A 20,349-nucleotide genomic window follows, 5' to 3' on the forward strand; every position below is an offset into this window, starting at 1 on the left:
CCGGCACGGCCCGATCCGTGCTATCGAGAACCATGACATCGACGCGTTCGGCCTACGACGTGGTGATCGTGGGTGGTGGCCACAACGGACTGGTCGCCGCCGCCTATCTGGCCCGTGCCGGCCGCTCGGTGCTCGTGCTGGAGAAACACTCCTACCTGGGTGGGGCGGCGGTGTCGGCGCGGGCCTTTCCTGGTGTGGACGTGCGGTTGTCGCGCTATTCGTACCTGGTGAGCCTGCTACCCCGGCAGATCGTCACCGACCTCGGTCTGCGGTTCGAGACCAGGCGCCGCAGCGTCTCCTCCTACACTCCGGTCGGCGATAGCGGGCTGCTGGTCGACACCACGTCCGAGGCGCGAACCAGGGACAGTTTCGTCCGTCTGACCGGGGCCGATCGGGAATTCCGGGCGTGGCAGCGGTTCTATACGATGACGGGAACCCTGGCGCGCCGCGTCTTCCCGAGCTTGACCCGCCCGCTCCCCACCCGTACGGAACTGCAACGCGCAGTGGATGATTCACATACCTGGGATGCGCTCTTCGAGCGCCCGCTCGGTGAAACGATCGAGGGCTGGTTCGCCGACGACACCATTCGCGGCGTCGTCTTCACCGACGCCTTGATCGGCACCTTCACCCATGCCCATGATCCGACGTTGCGCCAGAATCGCTGCTTCCTCTATCACGTGATCGGCAACGGCACCGGAGACTGGGACGTCCCCATCGGCGGCATGGGTGCTCTCGCTACAGCATTGGCCACCGCGGCCCGCACCGCCGGTGCGCACCTGCACACCGGGTGCACGGTCACCGGCATCGACTCCGACGGCACGCGTGCCGAGGTCCGGTGGGAGGGCGGTGCGGTAGCCGCGCGGTATGTGTTGGTGAACGCGGCGCCCGCCGAGCTCGGGCGGCTACAGGGTGAAGCCGCCGGACCGAAACCCGAAGGTGCGCAACTGAAGATCAACATGGTTGTGCGCCGCCTGCCGCGGCTGCGTGACTCTGCCGTCGACCCCCGCGACGCCTTCGCTGGAACACTCCATGTGGCCGAGTCGTACTCGCAGCTCGAGCACGCCTACGCGGAAGCCGCCTCGGGCCGGATGCCGTCAGCGCCACCCGCGGAGATCTACTGCCACACGCTCACCGATCCGAGCATCCTCGGTGCCGATGCAGCCGGCCTGCACGCCCTCACTCTGTTCGGATTGCACACGCCCGCACGGCTGTTCGAGAACACCCCAGCGGCCACGAAGGAAGAGCTGGTGGCAGCGACTCTGGCGCAGCTGGATGCGATACTCGCCGAACCGATCCGGGACTGTCTCGCGGTGGATGTCGACGGCAACCCGTGTCTCGAAGCGAAATCGCCGCTCGACCTCGAGGCCGAGGTCGGATTGCCCGGCGGCCACATCTTCCACCGCGACCTGGCCTTCCCGTACCGTCCGGACGAGGACGATCGCGACGACTCGGCGACCAGATGGGGCGTGGCCACCGGGCAGCCGAATATATTCCTCTGCGGTGCGGGCGCGCTGCGCGGCGGGGGTGTCAGTGGTATTCCCGGTCACAATGCCGCGATGGCTGTCCTGGAAGCCACCAGCGCCGGTAGGTAATTCGGCGCGAAGCAATATCCTCCTATTATTTCCACCCGAGTTTCGGGCCCGCGAATATGGCGGTATCGTTGGCGCCCGGGGCGGCGAGGATGCCGTCCGTTCCGTTGATCCGGCGCCGAGGAGAACAGGTGGAGCTCGATACCGTCCGTGAGGAAAAAGCGATACGGGACTTGGAGAATCGCCTGGTCGACAACTTCACCGACGCCCACACCGCGGAGCGGGTCGGCAGTGCGGTGCAGGATGCGCACCAACGATTCGACGGACGGCCCATCCGGGATTTCGTGCCGATTCTGGTAGAGCGGATCGTGCGCCGGGAACTAGACCCCGAACCGGTTGTGGAAAGGGTTGTCACCAGAATTGAAACGGCCCCGGAGAATTCCGGTCACGACATTGTCGTTTCGAATTCCCATTCTCGTCACCTGCCGGAAACCTTGCGCGCCGTGCTGTTCTCGCGTGGACGTCTGGTACCGGTCCTCGGGGTGGTCGGTGTGCTGGTCGTCGCCGCGGTCGCCGTGGCGGCAGTGCGCGATCCCGATGCGGCGCCGGCCGCCGCCACCGCGCCGATGACGGTAGTGGAGGGTGTCGTCGGCTCGGAGAAGATGGCGTTCTTCGACGACCCCCGAGTGGTGGCCGCGCTGGCGAAGCATGGTGTCGATGTCGACGTGCGGCCGGCGGGTTCGCGTCAGATCGCCACCTCGGTGGAGCTGAACACCCTGGATTTCGCCTTCCCGTCGAGTCTTCCTGCGGCGGAAAGGATTCAGCGTGAAGCGGGCGTGAGCGTGCAGTACACACCGTTCTCCTCGCCGATGGTGATCGCGACCTTCCGCCCGATCGTCGACCTGCTGACCCGGGCGGGCGTGGTGAAGCCCGGGCCGGTGCCGACTTTCGACGTATCGGCCTACCTGGACATGGTTGCGCGTGGTGTGCAGTGGGATCAGCTCGAAGGCAACACTACCTACCCGGTGCGCAAGAACGTCCTGGTGTCCACCACCGATCCACGCAGCTCCAACTCCGCCGCCATGTACCTCGCGGTCGCGAGCTATGTCGCCAACGGCAACGCCGTCGTGCGCGGGGGAGCGGCCGAAGCGCATGTGCTGCCGCTGCTTTCGCGACTGTTCCTGGCCCAGGGGTACACCGAGAACTCCTCCGAAGGCCCGTTCGACGAATACCTCGCCGCGGGCATGGGACCCGCGCCGATGGTGTGGGCATATGAGGCGCAGTACGTCGCCGCGGCGATCGACGACCGGATCACACCCGAGATGGTCCTGCTCTACCCGTCGCCCACCGTACTGTCGCGCCACGCCCTGGTGCCGCTGAACGAGGACGGTGACCGTATCGGTCGGTTGCTGTCCACCGATCCGGAACTTCAGTCACTGGCCGCCGAACACGGTTTCCGTACCGGTGACGCCGCGAAGTTCACCGCCGTAGCCGATGCCAACGATGTTCCCGTCGCCCGCGACCTCATCGATGTCGTCGACATCCCCGCCTATGAAACCCTCGAGAATCTGCTGAACGGAGTCGCGAACTCCTACAACTGATCACCGCGCAGGACCTGGCCGCAGATCTTTTCCTCTGTGCGTCGGATGTCGGACACTCCGGCGAGCGACTCGGCTTCGCGGCCACATGCGGTATCTCTCGGTGCGCTCAACGCGCGGGGAAGCGCAGGACCCGGTCGTCACCGGGACGGATAGTGCCGCGGCCGTCGGTGTTGGAGGTAGTGAGCCACAACGCGCCGTCGGGAGCCACCACGACGGTGCGCACGCGGCCATATCCGTCGCGGAAGTGATCGGTGGGTGTGCCGGTACCGCTGTCGGTCAGTGGTACCGTCCACAGTCGTTCGCCGCGTAATGCGCTGACGTACAAGGTATTCGCTGCGATCGCGATCCCTGATGGTGACGCTTCATCGGTGGACCAGGTCACCAGTGGGTCGGTGAATCCGCGGTCGGCCCCACCGGTGCCCTCGACGGCCGGCCAGCCGTAGTTGCGTCCCGGCTCGATCAGGTTGATTTCGTCGAAGGCGTTCTGTCCGAACTCCGCGGCGAACAGCCGTCCCGTCGAATCCCAAGCCAGGCCTTGGACATTGCGGTGGCCGAGGGAATAGACCGGGGAGTCGGCGCGCGGATTACCCGGAGCGGGGCGCCCCTCCGGGGTGAGGCGCAAGATTTTCCCGTTGGGGCTATCCGGGTCCTGCGAGTCGGCGCGCCTGCCTGCGTCGCCGGTACCCGCATACAGCATCCCGTCGGGCCCGAACGCGATCCGACCACCATTGTGGTTACCGGCCTTCGCGATCCCGTCGAACACCACCTCGGGCTGCTCTCCGAGCCGAAACCGGACGATGCGGTTGTCCGAGGCGGCGGTGAAGTAGGCGTACACATAGCGGTCCTCCGCGTACCGAGGTGAGATCGCGAGCCCGAGCAGACCTCCTTCCCCACCCGCGACTACGCCGGGCACCTCGTAGACCTGCTCCGCGGGTTGTCCCGGCACGATCCGCACGATCCGTCCGGTGTCGCGCTCCGAGACCAGCACGGCACCGGCGGGCAGGAAATCCAGGCCCCACGGAGTATCGATGCCGCGGACCACTTCTTCGGGGGCCGATAGATCCGGAGCGCCCGCAGGCCTGCTCGCCTCGGTCGTGGTCGCCAGTGGTGGCGGCGGAGTCTCTGGCGGCATCTCGGTCGTGTCGCTGCCGCAGCCCGCGATGGTCCACGCCAGGAGGGCAGCCGCGAGTACCGAGCCGGTCGCTCTGGCAGTCCAGCGTGATGGAGAAATGGCCGACCAGAGCGGAACTGACCGACCGCCGCGATCCGACCCGGCGCGGTTTCGCCGATGGTCTGACGGCGGAGGGCCATCACCAGCAAGTCGTCGTTCACCGATCGGAGCGCCAGCTGCCCCGCCCACAGAAATAGTCGTCTCGTGGCATGCGCGCATCATCGCTGACCTCCGGGGCAGAGTAGCCGTCGAGTTCGATCGTGCCCGTCTGTGCGGCTCAGATCGAGTACCGGCGTACCCGCGCCCGTCGGATCGGCCGCATGACCCTGGCTACCCAGACGGTCGAGGGCGCGGTGTGGGACAGGTCGCCGAGGACGGCGTCGTTGTACTGATCATCAACGGCGTTGCGTGGGAGCCCGCAGGCCGTACCTGGTCTCAGGCGAGCTCGTTTGTGACTTCAGAACGCCGAGTCGACTTCAGCGCCGACACCGGCTCGTACGACATGCTGATCCTCGACCACCTCGACGGCTTTCCCGGCGCGCACCAACGGCAACACCCAGAACAACACATACGTGCTGATCAAGCTGAGCGTGCAGATCCCGATGGCATAGCAACTGACCGCCAGCGACGACGCCCCCGCGGTCCACAGCGCGGTGGCGATGAGCGGGGCGAGTCCGCCGCCGAGGATCACCGACACCTGGACGATGAGTGAGGTACCGGAGTAGCGGACAGCAGGCGGGAACAGCTCCGCCACGATGATGCCGCCCACGCTGTGACTGATCGGCAGCACGGCACCCATCCCGAGCAGCGCCACGTACACCACGACCGGATTGCCGGTGTTCAGCAGCGGGAAGTACACCGCCGACCAGACCAGCAGTGCGGCCGTGCCCGCGAGGAAGACGCGGTGGGTGCCGTAGCGGTCGGCGAGCGCACCCCACAGCGGCATGGTCAGGCACCACAGCACAGAGGACACGATCACCCCGAGCAGCAGGAAATCGCGGCTGAAATCCAGCGACTTGGTGCCGTAGGTCAGTGTGAAGACCATGAAGATGTACACCACCGCCGACGTCGCGATCGCGGCGCACAAGATCAGCAGCAGCCGGGCCGGACCGACCCGTAGCGCGTCCCGCAGCGGGAACGAGGGGACCTCGCCGCGCCGGACCAGATCCGCGTACTGCGCCGATTCGGTGATGGTGAGCCGCACCACGAGCCCGACCACCACCAGCACGACGCTCAGCAAGAACGGGATCCGCCAGCCCCACGACAGGAACGCGTCCTCGGGCATCAGTGCGCTGGTGCCGAGGAACACCGCATTGGCAAGGACGAGCCCGGCCGGCGTCCCCATCTGCGGAAAGCTCGCGTAGCGATTGAGCCGACCGTGCGGCGCGTGCTCCATCGAGAACACCACCGCGCCCGCGCCCTCGCCGCCGAGTCCGACCCCTTGGATCAGCCGCAACATCACGAGCAGGACCGGCGCCCAGAACCCGATGCTGTCGTAGGTGGGCAGCACACCGATCAGAGTCGAACTCACCCCCATCAGGATCAGCGACACCACCAGCGTGGTGCGTCTGCCGATCCGATCGCCGAAGTGCCCGAACAGCAGGCCACCGATCGGCCGTGCGCCGAACCCGACCGCGAAGGTGGCGAACGCGGCCAATGTCCCAGCGGCCGGGCTCATCGAGGGAAAGAACTGCTTGCCAAGGATGAGCGCCGACGCGGTGCCGTAGAGCATGAAGTCGTACCACTCGAGTGTGGTGCCGACGAGCGTCGCCATGGCGACCTTGCGGTGTGTCGGCGCGACGGTCGAGCCGGAGGGTCCTGCGGTCACAACAATCCGTTCGGCGTGCGGCCTGAGCCGCGTGTCATCGGGGGGCGGGTCACCGAAGACCCTCAGAGCTGCGAGCCCACCTGCTGTGCGATGAGCTCGAGGTGGTCGAGATCGCGCATGTCGAGGATCTGCAGATAGATGCGCTGGGTGCCGAGCTCGGCGAAGCGGCCGATCTTGTCGACCACCTCGGCGGGCGAACCCGCGAGACCGTTGGCCTTCAGCTCGTCCACCTCGCGTCCGATCGCGTCGGCCCGCCGGGTGACTTCGGCGTCGCTGGTGCCGACGCAGGCAACCAGTGCGTTCGAATAGATCATCTCGTCGGCGGCGCGACCACGCTCGGCGACGGCGGCGCGGACCCGCTCGAACTGGGTGGCGGTTTCCTCGAGCGAGGAGAACGGCATATTGAATTCGGACGCGTAGCGGGCCGCCAGCCGGGGCGTGCGCCGTGCACCCGTGCCGCCGATCAGCACCGGCAGCGGATCCTGCACCGGCTTGGGCAGCGCTGGAGAATCGGTGAGCTGGTAGTGGGCGCCCTCGAAGGTGAACGTATCGCCGAGCTTGGTTTCCCACAGGCCGGTGATGACGGCCAGCTGCTCCTCGAGCCGCGCGAATTTGTCGTCGGGAAACGGGATCCCGTACGCGGCATGCTCTTCGGCGAACCATCCGCTGCCGAGGCCGAGCTCCACCCGTCCACTCGACATCTGGTCCACCTGCGCGACCTGGATGGCCAGCGGTCCCGGCAGCCGGAACGTCGCAGCGGTGACCAGCGTGCCGAGCCGGATGCGGCTGGTCTCCCTGGCCAGCCCGGCGAGGGTGATCCACGCATCGGTCGGACCGGGCAAACCGCTGGCATCACCCATCGCCAGATAGTGGTCGGATCGGAAGAACGCTCCGTAGCCGAGGTCTTCGGCGGCCTTCGCGACAGACAGGAGCGTGTCGTAGTCGGCGCCCTGTTGCGGCTCGGTGAAGATACGCAGTTCCATATCGCCATCGTGCCGCACATCAGGATCGTCGCCGCGGCCGGCACCGCGGCGGGAGTTCAGCTCCGGCGTTGACCGGTCGTCATCGTGGTCGGCCGGACGCGATCGGCCCACCCACACGGTAACGAGCAGGTAGCCGTTACCCAGGTTTCTTCGTCGCCGTTGTCGAAGATGTGCTTGGTGGTCGCGGCGCGGGCGGGATAGCCGCAGTCGCCGCATTTACCGAAGTAGTTGAGGATCTCTTCGGTGTGGGTGATCGCCACGCGGCGATCGGGTTTCGTCATCACTTCTCCTTCGTTGATGGTCGGCAAATCCAGTGTGCCGAAAATGTGGCTGTCGTCACACCTGATCCGGTTGGGAGTTGTCATAGGGCTGGTCGGGCGGGTTTGGGGGAACGGCCAAGCGTGCGTTCGGATGACGACGCAAAAGCCGTGGTGAACATCGGGCAACAGGATTCGCGAGCGATTCCGGCGGCTCCGGCGACACCGAAAGGCAGTGGTGTGAACCACATACCCGCTGTATTGTGACTGACGTTACACAGTAGCTACCCGCCGACCCGAGTTGTTCGTTGCGGGCCGACGAGAAGATGTACGCAGTTGGTTACCGACGTCATCGATGTGGTCGCTGAATTAGCGGCAAGCCGCGCGGCAGTATGGGATCTGCTGCTCGAAGCGCAAACCTATCCACGCGTGTTCCCGGGTATCGGCGCCGCCGAACGGCTGGACGTGCCCGACCGGAACCCGGTCATGGAACTGCGGGTCGGCACCCCAGGCGCCGGCATTCGCATCCATCAGATCCGAGTGGTCATCGGGCGCTGGTACGAAAGCATGGAACTGCACAGCCCCATGCAGGGCAGTTTCGCTTCGGTGCGGTTGAGCGGAGAGGGTGAACGAACCCGCGTCACCGTCACCTTTTTCAGCCCGGCACGGATGCATCCGCATCTGGCGGGGCTGTCCAACGGTGCTATCACCGAGTGGACCGAGAGCGGGCTGCGGCGCATCTCCGACATCATCCGTGGCGCACGCACCTCCGTGGTTGTCAACGGCGAGAATTCGCCGGTCCGGCGTCAGGTCGGCGTTCTGCGCCAGGTCGTGACCACCGGTGTGGTGGCGACGGCCAGGCCCGACGTTGCCGTGAAACAGCTTCGGTCACTGAACAAATGGGGCTTCAACCTGGCAGGCGGATACGCCGCCGGTGCCGCTCACTCACCCGACCGCATCGCCGTCGCCGACGACCGTGGCAGCCGCACGTTCGCCGAAATGCACGAGCGAACCAACGCCCTGGCCGGCGCCATGGGATCGCTGGGGCTCACCTCTGGTGACGCCATCGGGTTGTTGTCGAACAATCACGCGGGCATGGTGGAAACGATGGTCGCCGCGGGCAAGCTCGGCGTTGATGTCGCCCTGCTCAATTCGGGCCTCTCCGGGCGCCGCATCGAGGAGATCGTGCAGCGGCACCGCTTGTCGGCGCTGTTCGTCGACGGTGAACTGGAACAGCTGGTCTGTTACCTGCACTCCGAGGTGCCCCGCTACAACACCGACGGCAGGCCGCCGGTCCCGGGCCGCACCACCATCGACGACCTGATCGCCATGGGGCAGACCACGTTCCGGCGTCCGAGCCAACCGGGCCGGTTGATCGTGCTCACCTCGGGTACCAGTGGCCGCCCCAAGGGGGCGCGCCGCCCGCATCCCAAAGGCTTCGGCACCATTGCCGCGTTGCTGTCCCGGATTCCGCTGCGCATGGACGAGGCCATGCTCATTCCCGCACCCCTGTTCCATACCTGGGGCCTCGCGGGGCTGCAGTTGAGTACCGCCCTGCGGTCCACGGTGGTGTTGCCGGAACGGTTCGATGCCGAGGACTGTCTGCGCCGGATCGAACAGCATCGAGTTGTCACGCTGATCGTGGTGCCGACCATGGTGAACCGGATCATGGATCTGCCGGTGCATGTGCGGTCCCGGTACGACACCTCCAGCCTGCGCCACGTCGTCAGCTGCGGTGCACCGCTGGCCGGGGCGACCGTGCTGCGGTTCATGGACCTCTACGGCGACATTCTCTACAACGTATACGGCTCGACCGAGGTCAGCTGGGCGTCGGTCGCAACCCCTGGGGACCTGCGCACCTCGCCGACCACCGCGGGCAGGCCACCGCTCGGCACCAAGGTCGCGGTGCTGGGTGAGCACCGTAAACCGGTCCCGATCGGCGCCGCCGGCCGCATCTTCGTCGGCAACCACATGCTGTTCGACGGCTACGTCAACGCGGCACCGCCCGATGAGGCCGATGGCATGCTCGACACCGGTGACCTCGGCTATTTCGATGTGACCGGCCGGCTGTTCATCGCGGGCCGCGACGACGAGATGATCATCTCCGGTGGCGAGAACGTCTTCCCGCGCCCGGTCGAGGAGGCACTGTCGCATCTGCCGCAGATCAGTGAAGTCGCGGTGGTCGGCGTCCCCGACGACGAATTCGGCCAGCGCTTGGCGGCATTCGTAGTGAAACGGGAAGGGGCGGGATTGGACCCGGACATGATCCGCACCTACATCCGGCATCGCCTCAGCCGTTTCTCGGTGCCGCGCGATGTCACCTTCCTGAGCGCACTGCCGCGTGGCGAAACCGGCAAGATCCTCAAACGGCTGCTGACCGATGCCGGCGGCCCCGGACGCCCGCCCGCCATCGGGGGTCTGGCGCTGCCCGGTCCGATGTAAGCGAGGTAGTTGCACTCCGGGCATGCGGGGCCATCGCGTAGGTTCGTCTACGCGAACGCCCGGCATGTTGGAAAGGCACCAGTGATCGTCGTCTCGGTTCTGATGGGTCTCGTCGCACTGGCGGTGCTCAGTGCACTGCACTGGTACCTGTGGCGCCGCCTGGTACGCGACACCACCCGGCCCGGTTCGGTGACCCGGTGGTGTGGGACGGGCGTGATCGTCATCGGGGCGGTGCTCATGGTCGCCGCGTTGGTGGGGCAAGTGGCTCGGGCGCCAATGGGTTTCGTTCGCGTCGTGGCGTGGCCGGGGTTCCTGTGGGCAGCTCTGGTCATCTATCTGCTGATCGGTGTGCTGGTTGGCGAGCTACTGCGGCCGCTGGTGATGCGCTGGTATGACGGGGTTCGTGGCGATGGCGCGGATTCGACGCGAACGGCCGCGTCCGCGGCCGGCGAAGATGGCCCGGACTCTGCCCCGCGATCCACGGGCTCACCCACGACCGAATCGGTTGATCCGGCGACGGCCGAACCGGTGCGCGCCGTGGAGGATTCGGCAACGGACCCCGATCCCATCCCGGCCTCGGCCGCGAACTCGCAGGCAGGCCCCACCACGGAGGCTGGAACGGGCGACGCCGCACCGGTCGAGGACGCGAAGCCGGTGTCCAGGAGATTGTTCGTGTCCCGCGTCCTCGGCGGTGCGGCCATAGCCGCCGCCGTGGGCACGGTCGGCCTCGGCACCTACAACGTGCTCAGCGGGCCCGCCGTCAAACGCATGACCGTCCTGCTGCCCAAGCTGCCGCCGGAAGCCGACGGGTTCCGGATCACCCTGGTCAGCGACCTGCATGTCGGTCCGGCGCTTGGGCGTTCGTTCACCCAGCGGGTTGTCGACGCGGTCAACGGCACCCAACCCGATCTGATCGCGGTGGCCGGTGACCTCGTCGACGGCAGGGTGGCGGATCTGCGGTCCACTGTCGCTCCGCTGGCGGACCTGCGCTCGCGCCTCGGTACCTATTACGTGACCGGAAATCACGAGTACTACTCCGGCGCCGACGAATGGATCGCGCATGTGCAGGAACTCGGGATGCGGGTGCTGATGAACAGCCGCGTCGAGGTGGAGGGATTCGACCTGGCCGGTGTCGACGACATCGAGGGCGAAGCCGAGGGCCGCGGCCCCGATGTGGCCGCCGCATTGGCGGGCCGGGATCCGGCGCGGGCGGTGATATTGCTGGCGCATCAACCCGTCGTCATCCACGACGCCGTCGATCACGGCGTCGATCTGCAGCTGTCCGGCCATACCCATGGCGGCCAGCTCTTCCCCGGCAATCTGATCGCCGAACTGGCCAACCCGACGCTGGCAGGCCTGGAACGCTATGGCGACACTCAGCTCTACGTCACCCGTGGCGCCGGTGCCTGGGGCCCGCCGGTGCGGGTGGCCGCACCGTCCGATATCACCGTGCTCGAACTGCGCACCGTCCGCGACCGGATCAGTCCGTCGCCTCGTTGAGCAGCGCGCCGATTCTCGCGATCCGGAGTAGCTGTTCGGCGCGGAACGACGGCGGATGATGCACCTCGACGCTCAACTGCTCGTCGAAGGTGCTGATGATGGTGGTGCCGCCACCTGGTTGTTGCGATCGGCGTCCGGTGCGGTCGCGTTTGGCGATCATGGTGGAGCGGAAGTCGGTGATGCGCAGTCCCTCCGGGGTGATCGGCGCCGGGATGCGTCCCCAGTTGGTGGCGATCACGGTGCCCGGCGGTGTCGCGGCCATCTCGGGAATCTGCAGCGGCGTCTGCTGGATGAACCCCGAGTCCAGGCCCGAGCGCAGGGCGGCGCAGATACCGCGTGCCACACCGAGGAGGGTGGGCTCGACGTCAGCGCCCGGCCGGTAGGAGGTGTAGCCGAGCGCGTTGGTGGCCTCGGTCGGACCGACCGGTGGGATCAGCCGGGACCGCAGATCGATCGAGTACGCGTAGTGCAGCCGGTCCACCGGCACCCCGCGCGTCTCGGCTTCGGTGAGCAGCAGTGCGGCGGATACCATCCCGTGCACGGTGACGCCGCTGCGATGACCGAGGTCGACGAGCGCGGACGTCGCGGCCCGGCTGAGCCGGCAGCGGGTGGTGATCAGTGGGGGATAGGGGTCATCGGCGGCCGACGTCGGCACCGAAGCGGGCACGGGCATGGCCGCGTGGCCACGACTTGGACGTTTCGCGATCCCGCGCGCGCGGAGCAAGTCCTCCACCGACACCGGATACGGATGCTCCGCCACGGTCGGCGCTCGCCCGGCCGCCGCGTTTCGATAGCAGCGCCAGAGCTCGGCGAAGATTGCCAGCGAATGCACGGCGTCGGCGACGCTGTGATGAGTCAGCAGCGTGACGCTCGCCGTGTCGCCGTCGCGGACCACGCACAACGCGCATGCCGCGCGTCGTTGATCGGGATCGGCGCCGGTCAGCAGCTGTTCGGGGGTGCCGTCGGTGACGATGAGTTGTGGAGGGCCGCCCTCCGGTGCCAGCATCACATGCGCCGTGTCGTCGATCGGCGCAAGCCGTGCGCCGAGCATCGGATACGTATGAACGACCGCATCGAAGGCCACCGCCAGGGCCGTCGGATCGAGCCGGCCCGACACCCGGGCCGAATATCCGACGAAGACCTCCGCGAATGCGAAAATCTGCTCACTCGGCGCCAAAGGGCGTAGAACAGTGGCTGCGGTCATGATGTTGACGCCTTCCCCGGTGACCTGCCACGAGACTATCCCAAAACCTTGGGGCGGCCGGGGATTTCACCGGCCGGTCGCGGGGGAATCCGGGCCCGCCGGACGGTCGTGTATCGTTCGGTTAGGTAAACCTAACTTCTCGAGGGAGGCTGGATGGCCAGGAAGCGCACAACCTTGACCGTTGCCAGGACCGAGCAGATCGGCCCGCATTTCGTCCGGGTGTATCTCGGCGACCCCGGCTTCGATGAATTCGACGCGAACGAATACACCGACGCCTATGTCAAGCTGCTGTTCGATCGGCCCGACGGTGAAGTGATGCGTACCTACACGGTGCGATCTGTCGACCCCGTGGCCCGTCAGATCGCGATCGATTTCGTGGTGCACGGCGATGAAGGGATCGCGGGCCCGTGGGCGGCGAATGTGACTGCGGGCGAACAGATCACGATGTTCGGCCCCGGTGGCGCGTACGCACCGCGAGCGGACGCCGACTGGCATCTGCTCGCCGGTGACGAGTCCGCGCTGCCCGCCATCTCGGCGGCCGTGGAGGCGCTGCCCGACGGAGCGATCGCCAAGGTGTTCCTGGAGGTGGCCGACGCCGCCGACGAAATCGTCTTCAATTCCAAGGCTCAGCTCGAGGTGAACTGGATCCACCGCGGTGCCGCCGCCCACGAGGTAGGCGAGGATCGTGCCGGAGACAACGCTCCGATCATTGCCGCGGTCCGCGAGGCGGAATGGTTGCCCGGCCAGGCGGGTGTGTTCATCCACGGCGAGGCGCAGGCGGTGATGCACAACCTGCGCCGCTACATCCGCAGGGAGCGCGGTGTGCCCGCCGAGTTCGCGTCGATCTCCGGATACTGGCGGCGCGGACGCACCGAGGAGGGCTTCCGGGTCTGGAAGTCCGAACTCGCCGCCGCCGAATCCGCCGGATAGTTCCCGGCTCGGACTCTACCTACTGCGCGCGCCTCGGACGGGCTACGTGGTGACGCTGCGCTACCGCCTCCGGCCCTCGCGCGGGTCAGGCGGCGACACAGGTGCTGTCGGACAGGACCGGCAGGCAGATACCGGCCGTCGCCGACAGCAGCAGCCCCGCGCCGAGGGCAAGGGCGCCGAGGCTGACTGTCGCGAACACCAGCACCCACAGCAGTCCGGGCAGCCGGGTCAGCCGAGCGAGCTGATCGGCATCGGTGGTCAACTCACTCGAGCGGCGCCCGGACCGGGTCCGCTGCAATTCGATGACCGGCCGGATCCCGGCCAAGAGCAGCAACCAGGTCGCGAGGTAGGCGAAACCGGCCTGCAGGGTATCCGAGCCGAACCAGGAGACCCCGAAAACCAGTGCGCCGGTGACGAATACCGAGACCACACCATAGATGTTGCGCACCATGATCAGCATGAGAGCCAGCGCGGCGATCGCGATCCACAGCATGAGCGTGATCCGGTTCGCGCCGAGCAGGGCGGCGAAACCGAGGCCGAGCAACGCAGGAGCGGGATACCCCGACAAGGCCGTGAGAATCATGCCGAGCCCATACGGCTTACCGCTGGAGACCGTCAGGCCCGAGGTATCCGAATGCAGTGTGATGCTGTTGAGCCTGCGTCCGGTCAAGAGCGCCACCAGCGCGTGACCACCTTCGTGCGCGATCGTCACCACATTCCGCGTGAGCCGCCACAGCGGCCCGTACCCCACCAGCACCAGCGCCACCGCGGCGGCGCCGAGCACCAGCCACGACGGCGGCGCCGCCTGCGTCGTCGTCAGTCGATCCGCGATCGAGCTGCCACGGTCGACCAATTCGGCTGTATCCACCGCCGCACCCTAATCGACACGGCCGGGCTTCGCAGCTTGCCCGTGACGGGGACCGACCCGGTCGAGCGCAGGCTCCGGCGACTGTCGGAATGCCACGAAGCGAGATATGTGTGAATGGGACGTTTCACAATTGTTCGGCGCGCCGATTCGGCGGATTGCCGAAGTCCGGGAGATGTGACGGGATGGCCGGATAGACAGGGATACGTTCGACCTGTCGGTGGTGTTTCGGTGGAGGGAATGCGATGAACGAGGATGTCCCGTTCGATATGGCGGCACGGGAATCCCCGGTATCGCGCCGCGCGGAAAGCGATTTCGGCGCGGCACTCGGTCTCGGTCTCGAAATGGCGCTGGTGTTGCTCGATGACTCCGACCCCTCGTCGCGGCGGGTCATGGCCCGGCTCGAGCGTGCGGCTGCCCGCTGTGCCCGAGAGCAGGTACCGCTCGAGGCGATCCAGCATGTGATCCATGACAGCGTCAAGACCGGCCTCGGGCTGGGTGACCCGGGCAGGCGGCGCCTCGGATTCAGCAGCGGCGGCAGCGACGAATGCCTCATCGTCGATCTGCTCGACACCCTGACCTCGGTGGTGTCGCGTGCTTATGTTGCGCAGCTGCGATCGGCCTACGGGCACGCGTGAGCAGCGCGGGGTTGTCACCGGGCTGCTCGACGGAGAGTCAGGACGAACGGTAAGTGCGGGCCACCAGAGCCGAACGTAAATACCACAGTCCCGACGGTTGGGTCGGATCGAAGCCGGTGAGCTGGGCGATCCGCTTGAGCCGGTAGTCGATGGTGTTGGTGTGGATATGCATGACTCTGGCGGTGCGCTGACGGTTGAGGTTGTTGGAGATATGGCGTTGCAGCGTCTCCAGCAGTTCCGGGTGGCCGTCGAGGGGGTCGAGCAGTGAGCCGAGGTATTCCCGGCCCGGCCCCGGTCTGGTGAGCTGATATTCCAGGGCCATATCGTCGAACCGGTACAGCCCACGCACGCAGCGCAGCCGCTGCACCATGTCCAGCAGTTCGTGCGCCTGGTCGGCGGCGCCGGGAATCTTCGCCGTCGGCGATTCCACCACCGCGGCGGTGATGGGCACCTGCGCCGCACGCGACAATTGCGTGACGAGCTCGTCGAGTTCGTCATCGGAGAACGTCGTACTCGGAATGAGGATCGTGCCGCCGTCGACGCTCAGCAGCGACAGCGCGCGTTCTCCACAGCGGGTCGCCAGTTCGGCCTGCACCCGCCGCAGCTTGCGCCGCGCCACGACCTTGCTGTTCAGTGTCGCGTCGGCCTCGTCGGGGTGGGCGGGAATCGCCATGGCCAGCACCGTGTAGGACTCGGCGATCTCGATACCGCATTCGCGCGCCATCGTTGAGGTGCTGTGCCCGCCGAGGAGCGCGGAGGTGAGAGTGTGCACCGCCGTGTGGTGTTCGCTGACGACCGCCCGCAGCTCACGCACGTAGGCCATGGAGATCGCCGAGGTCATCCGGTCCAGCATCTCCACTACGAGCTTGGCGCCGTCGACCAGATTCGAGTAGTCGGTGACCGAGGCGTTCGACACCACCAGATCGAAGCCGAGCTTGAATCCCTCGTGGATGGCGTGATGGATCGTGTCGATGGGCACGCCCTCGCGCGCCCAACCCGCGGCGGCGTTCTCCAGGCGACGGGTCTTCTCCGGGATATCGCGCCCGTCGAGCATACTCACCGCGAGCTCGAGACATACGCGGGTGATGGTGGTGACATCGCCGTAGATGGCATCGCCCGGCAGGGTGCCGCACGGCACCACGTTCTCCACGAAGTGGCCGACCATCTGCCGCGATAGGCTGCGAACATCCTGCAGTGGCGCCGACATCGGCTGCCCGGAAACCGTGAGTGCTGCTCGCATCGCGCTGTCGACGGCCATAGTGACTCCTTCTACCCCCCGATTGCGACTGTGCGGTAACACGCTAGCCAGCCCGTCACTGCAATCGGGGAGTTTTGCGAGTGGATTGGGCGGGCACGGGTCGATGAACGACATTGTTTGTGAGCCGTCACAGGTGCGTGCCCTCGTCCTGTCGGTGACCGGCTCAGCCTGGTAGGGCCGGTGCGAGGATGGTGGTGATCCGCTCGACCCTGGTACAGGTCGACCCCCCGCCGGGGGTGGCGCTGCGATCCACCCGGATCCGCACCACCCCGCCGTCGGCGGTGCCGAGTGCGAGCGAGCAGCTGGTGGCCGGGTCGCCGCCGGAGCTGTGGAAGCGCAGGGCGGGCCGTTCGGCGACGGTGGTGTCGGTGGGCTCGGTGATGCCCGGCTCGTCGCGGAGTCGCGACAGCGCGGTGTCCTCGGCGAACAAGATGCGCACGGCGGTATCGGCGCTGCTCCAACCGCATCCGGTCCACGACTCGCCGGCACCCGCGGCGACGTCCTTGCGCTTGGAACCGGCGGCGAATCCCGCCTCGGTGATCAACTGGTCGGAGACCGTGCACGGATCCCAGGAGGGCGCCGCCGGGGTGTCGGCCTCCTCCGCACCGCATCCCGTCGCGAGGATGCCCGCGCTGATCAGTACCGCCGCCAGTCGAATCATGGCGCGGATGCTAACCAGCACGGGGCACCCCGCACAGCTCGCTTGTGCAGGTTCACAGGTGCCCGCAGTGCGAGATTGATCCTGCAACAACGGATGCGCCATATGCATGTTCGGCACGATGACGCAAGGCTCTGGCGGAGTGGCACCGGAATATCGGCGAAGTAATCGAAATTGGAACCAGTGAGCAGTGGTGATCGAGGAGGCCGTGATGACGAAGCCGATGCCGCGGGTGCGTGTCATCCCATCGGGCGAACGCGCCCACTGGTGGAACGAATGGCTCGACTCCAGGCAGTCGTTCCCGGCGACCGGCAATTTCGACCTCGAAGCCAACGCCCACGGACTGCTCATGATGCACAACGAGGACACCGTCGGCGCAGGTGAGGGCTTCGATACCCACCAGCACCGCGATATGGATATTCTGACCTGGGCCGCGTCGATTTCGAAGGTCACGGCACCCTCGCGCAGGGTGACGCCGTCCGCCTGACCGCCACCGGCGGACACCGCGTCACCGCCGCCGAACCCGCGGAGCTACTGATCTGGGAGATGCACGCGGGGCTTGTGTGAGCGGCGGCTGACCGCGGCCGCCTGCCACGATCGTCCGCGATTCGTGGGGTTCGGTCGGTGAGCGGACGGTTGGCGCTGTGGTGCGCGAGCAGTTGTGTGTCGCCGTGGTGCACGGCAGGTGGGAACCGGGAGCCCGCATCGGGATGGCCCCGGCACAGTCGCCTATCGAGATCTACGCCAGATTCCACGCTGACGCTTGGGCGGCTCGAGCCGTTCACGAGCGGACTCGGCTGCCTTGGCCCCGGCGTCGGCCAGGTGCGCACCCTGTTCATGAGCGGTGGCCGCCAGTTCCGCAGCGCGATGCCGGGCGGTTTCGGCCCATTCCGCACCACGGTGCCTGGCCACCTCGGCGAGCTCTGCTCCTCGATGCTTGGCGACATCGGCGAATTCGGAGCCGCGTGATGTCGCGAGTTCGACCCATTCCGGACCGTGCTGTTGCGCGGTCTCGGCCAGTGCGCTGCTGCGATGATGTGCCGCCTCGGCCAACGCGGCCGCACGGTGCCTGGCTGCCTCGGCCAGCTCGGCGCCACGATGGCGCGCCGTTTCGGCCCATTCCGGCGCTCGTTCCTGGGCGGTTTCGGCCAACGCGGCGCCCTTGGTCGCCGCCACACCGGCGAACTCACGTCCACGCTCGGCCGTGTGTTCGAGTTGGTGCCGTAGCGCCTCACCACTGCCGTCCTGAGACGACGCGCCGAACGGTAGTGCCGCACCGACGGCGGCAGCCGCACCCTTCGCCGCCCGTCGTCCGCGCCAACCCAGCGACGGCTTGCCCGCGGTGTCGGCGCTGGCGATCATCAGGCCGCCGAGCAAACTGACGTCCTTGAGGAATGCGGTCCGTTTCGCGGCCCTGCGATCGGGGTCGGATTCGGCCCAGAAGTCCTGCTGGGTAACGGTGGCCGGGACCACGGTCGCGGCCAGCGCCAGCGCCGCCAGCCGCGGTGCCTTGCCGAGCGCGAGCATCGCACCACCGGCGACCTGCGTCACCGCGGTCGCCTTGACCAGCACACTCGGATTGTTCGGCAGCTTCTCTGCCATATCCGACGGGAGCGACTGCTGGCCCTTCTGCACCACCGCCGACGCCGTTTTCACCCGGGGCTCCGGATGCATGAGGGTGTCGACGCCGTCCACGACGAAGGCACTCGCCAGCAGTGGTCGGGCGAGCCTACGGATCAGCATGATGGGAACCCCTTTCTTCGAGAGTGTCGATCGGCCGTGAGGGTCGTGCGGTCGAACTCGAGCGAAGCCGCGGCAACGGGTCGTCGCGGACCGGCAACGGGGTCATGCGACGATGTCGTCGGCCCGCCTACCAGGTGAATCCGACCGTACCACCGCGTATACCCGCTATGACCGAGCCGAATCGGCGGGTGTTCGCGGGCGTTGGCCCGTATACCGACGCGCGGCCGGAAGTCAGAGTGTGATGCGCCTACGTCACTACCTGCCGCCGCCCCTTCGAGACAGTGTGGCGGACTCGGCAGTGCGGTAAGCGTTCGATGAGCGCCGCGATCGGTCGCGGTCACGAACCCGGCCCTGGCAGCGAAGGCACAGATGTGGAGATAGGGGCGCTGTCCCCGGTGGGTCGGTTCGGGCGCGGCGATCGACGTGAGGAGGTCGGCGACCCTCGGCCGTGTGCGGTGCCGGGGGACAGATGAGACGATGCTGCAAGTTTGCCCTGCATGCGGAAGGTGTTCTGGGCCAGTCTATTACGTGCTCACAGGCGCCGTTTCTGTCAGACCTACCGACTATTCTGATGGGGTACGAAACAGTCGGCCAAGGACCTGGACCGTGGGTGCGGGATCCGGCGTCGACACCTGATGGAACGGGGGTTCTGTCCATGCAATTCAACGGACACGATCGGCTGGTGCCGCCGCGCCAACATGGTGCTTCGTGGCGGGAATCGGAGTTCCGATTGCTCGCGGCCCGGGTGCGGGCCGGAATCGGGTTGCGGGAGATCGCAGCAGAGTTGGGGCGCACGCCGTCGGCGGTGCAGGCGGCATTGCGCAATGTCGTTCCCCCAGGTGAGAGGGTGCGCGCGAATGATCGGGCTGGCTGGTTCCAGGATCGGATGGCCGCGGAGCCGGAGTGGGATTGGTGGTCGGTGGTGGTCGAGCATCATCAGCACAGCGCGTCGGTGCTGTGGCTGACCGATGACGAGCACACCGCGCGCGAGGCGTGGGGCGATCGCACCCCGATGCCGGTGCTGGCCCAGCGCCTGCACACCTCGGAGCTCTCGGTCGCGGAGTTCCTGCGGGCGCTTGGCCTGGCCGAAAGCCTGGCCGAGGTCGCCGACCGGCTCGGCGCGACACCGGGCCATGCGCTGGCCAAACGAGTGCGCGCCGCCCGCGATCAGGACACCTCCGCCAGTTGGGTTCTCGTCGTCGACGGTGCCGAGGGCACAGTCCGCCCGCGTAGCGCGCCGGTGAAAAGGCATGTGTCCGTGTACGAATCCCGCGCCGCTGCCGAAGCGGGCCGGGACCGGGTATTGCGCTGGCACCGCCGCAACGCCGGCGACAGCGCCGCACCTGTGTGGTGGACCATCGCCCAGCGCGGCGTCGGCGATATGGCGGGCCGCACATACTGCGGTATCTACGGCCCCCGCGACACCGAGGGCGGCGTCCGCGCCGACACGCTCATGGTGGGCGACCACATCCGCGTCGCCTCCGCTGATGGCGTCGTCCTGGACGCGGTGGTGGAATCGGTCGAGCACTCCGCCGGCGTGGTGGTGGTCGACCTCGGCCCGATCGCAGATTCCCGGGTCCGGCAGGTGATCGAGTTCGACGCCGCCGAACGCGTTGAGGTATTGACGGCCGAGCGCGCCGAGTCGTGACGCATGCACCGTGGCGTCGCGGGATTTCCCCGTGACGCCACGGTACGTCGGCACCGGTTCGGCTCGGCGCCATGGCGTGACCCCACGACGTCGC

16 protein-coding genes and 1 pseudogene are annotated in these 20,349 nt (G+C 67.2%); 8 read left to right on the forward strand and 9 right to left on the reverse strand.

Annotated features, from left to right (window positions below):
• Nucleotides 1-32: 32 nt before the first annotated feature.
• Complete coding sequence (locus GV792_RS15475) at nt 33-1,592, forward strand: phytoene desaturase family protein (protein ID WP_163824803.1); 1,560 nt, start codon at nt 33-35, stop codon at nt 1,590-1,592.
• Nucleotides 1,593-1,720: 128 nt separating this feature from the next.
• The gene (locus GV792_RS15480; RefSeq protein ID WP_178124429.1) at nt 1,721-3,130 is read left to right on the forward strand and encodes a three-helix bundle dimerization domain-containing protein; all 1,410 of its coding nucleotides are present in this window, start codon (nt 1,721-1,723) and stop codon (nt 3,128-3,130) included.
• A 106-nt stretch (nt 3,131-3,236) separates the two neighbouring features.
• On the opposite strand, the gene GV792_RS15485 is transcribed toward GV792_RS15480, so the two are convergent.
• The 4 genes from GV792_RS15485 to GV792_RS15500 form a co-directional block, all read right to left on the reverse strand.
• On the reverse strand, nt 3,237-4,262 hold the full coding sequence (locus tag GV792_RS15485) for a PQQ-dependent sugar dehydrogenase (protein WP_163824804.1): 1,026 nt from the start codon (nt 4,260-4,262) through the stop codon (nt 3,237-3,239).
• Nucleotides 4,263-4,758: 496 nt separating this feature from the next.
• Nucleotides 4,759-6,129 carry an MFS transporter gene (locus tag GV792_RS15490; protein ID WP_163824805.1) on the reverse strand — a complete coding sequence of 457 codons (1,371 nt, stop codon included), beginning with the start codon at nt 6,127-6,129 and terminating at the stop codon, nt 4,759-4,761.
• Nucleotides 6,130-6,191: 62 nt separating this feature from the next.
• Nucleotides 6,192-7,112 carry an LLM class F420-dependent oxidoreductase gene (locus GV792_RS15495; protein WP_163824806.1) on the reverse strand — a complete coding sequence of 307 codons (921 nt, stop codon included), beginning with the start codon at nt 7,110-7,112 and terminating at the stop codon, nt 6,192-6,194.
• A gap of 56 nt (nt 7,113-7,168) precedes the next feature.
• The gene (locus GV792_RS15500; RefSeq protein WP_163824807.1) at nt 7,169-7,393 is read right to left on the reverse strand and encodes a hypothetical protein; all 225 of its coding nucleotides are present in this window, start codon (nt 7,391-7,393) and stop codon (nt 7,169-7,171) included.
• Between the two features lie 312 nt (nt 7,394-7,705).
• Between GV792_RS15500 and GV792_RS15505 the strand changes: the two genes are divergently transcribed.
• Together GV792_RS15505 and GV792_RS15510 are read left to right on the forward strand one after the other, a co-directional pair.
• Nucleotides 7,706-9,811 carry an AMP-binding protein gene (locus GV792_RS15505; RefSeq protein WP_175582998.1) on the forward strand — a complete coding sequence of 702 codons (2,106 nt, stop codon included), beginning with the start codon at nt 7,706-7,708 and terminating at the stop codon, nt 9,809-9,811.
• Nucleotides 9,812-9,913: 102 nt separating this feature from the next.
• On the forward strand, nt 9,914-11,311 hold the full coding sequence (locus GV792_RS15510) for a metallophosphoesterase (RefSeq protein WP_163824808.1): 1,398 nt from the start codon (nt 9,914-9,916) through the stop codon (nt 11,309-11,311).
• On the opposite strand, the gene GV792_RS15515 is transcribed toward GV792_RS15510, so the two are convergent.
• On the reverse strand, nt 11,292-12,515 hold the full coding sequence (locus tag GV792_RS15515; RefSeq protein ID WP_163824809.1) for a phthiocerol/phthiodiolone dimycocerosyl transferase family protein: 1,224 nt from the start codon (nt 12,513-12,515) through the stop codon (nt 11,292-11,294). The genes GV792_RS15510 and GV792_RS15515 overlap by 20 nt on opposite strands.
• 153 nt (nt 12,516-12,668) lie before the next feature.
• Between GV792_RS15515 and GV792_RS15520 the strand changes: the two genes are divergently transcribed.
• Complete coding sequence (locus tag GV792_RS15520) at nt 12,669-13,445, forward strand: siderophore-interacting protein (protein ID WP_163824810.1); 777 nt, start codon at nt 12,669-12,671, stop codon at nt 13,443-13,445.
• Between the two features lie 85 nt (nt 13,446-13,530).
• On the opposite strand, the gene GV792_RS15525 is transcribed toward GV792_RS15520, so the two are convergent.
• The gene (locus GV792_RS15525) at nt 13,531-14,313 is read right to left on the reverse strand and encodes a M50 family metallopeptidase (RefSeq protein WP_163824811.1); all 783 of its coding nucleotides are present in this window, start codon (nt 14,311-14,313) and stop codon (nt 13,531-13,533) included.
• Nucleotides 14,314-14,555: 242 nt separating this feature from the next.
• Between GV792_RS15525 and GV792_RS15530 the strand changes: the two genes are divergently transcribed.
• A complete protein-coding gene (locus GV792_RS15530) occupies nt 14,556-14,948 on the forward strand; it encodes a hypothetical protein (protein WP_163824812.1) in 393 nt (130 codons plus the stop codon).
• A 37-nt stretch (nt 14,949-14,985) separates the two neighbouring features.
• Here the strand turns inward: GV792_RS15530 and GV792_RS15535 are convergent, their stop codons facing one another.
• Together GV792_RS15535 and GV792_RS15540 are read right to left on the reverse strand one after the other, a co-directional pair.
• Nucleotides 14,986-16,206 (reverse strand): PucR family transcriptional regulator, encoded by a 1,221-nt coding sequence (locus GV792_RS15535; protein WP_163824813.1) that lies wholly within the window; start codon nt 16,204-16,206, stop codon nt 14,986-14,988.
• Between the two features lie 163 nt (nt 16,207-16,369).
• Nucleotides 16,370-16,867 carry a DUF3558 family protein gene (locus GV792_RS15540; protein ID WP_163824814.1) on the reverse strand — a complete coding sequence of 166 codons (498 nt, stop codon included), beginning with the start codon at nt 16,865-16,867 and terminating at the stop codon, nt 16,370-16,372.
• 220 nt (nt 16,868-17,087) lie between these two features.
• Between GV792_RS15540 and GV792_RS30340 the strand changes: the two are divergent.
• Nucleotides 17,088-17,294, forward strand: a pseudogene (locus GV792_RS30340) (pirin family protein); the annotation flags it as partial.
• A 299-nt stretch (nt 17,295-17,593) separates the two neighbouring features.
• On the opposite strand, the gene GV792_RS15550 reads toward GV792_RS30340, so the two are convergent.
• On the reverse strand, nt 17,594-18,607 hold the full coding sequence (locus tag GV792_RS15550) for a DoxX family protein (protein WP_163824815.1): 1,014 nt from the start codon (nt 18,605-18,607) through the stop codon (nt 17,594-17,596).
• Between the two features lie 655 nt (nt 18,608-19,262).
• Here GV792_RS15550 and GV792_RS15555 point away from each other — a divergent pair.
• On the forward strand, nt 19,263-20,255 hold the full coding sequence (locus GV792_RS15555; RefSeq protein ID WP_163824816.1) for a hypothetical protein: 993 nt from the start codon (nt 19,263-19,265) through the stop codon (nt 20,253-20,255).
• Nucleotides 20,256-20,349: the final 94 nt, after the last annotated feature.

Origin of the sequence: Nocardia cyriacigeorgica (assembly GCF_010868145.1) — a bacterium.
GTDB classification, from domain to species: Bacteria; Actinomycetota; Actinomycetes; order Mycobacteriales; family Mycobacteriaceae; genus Nocardia; species Nocardia cyriacigeorgica_D.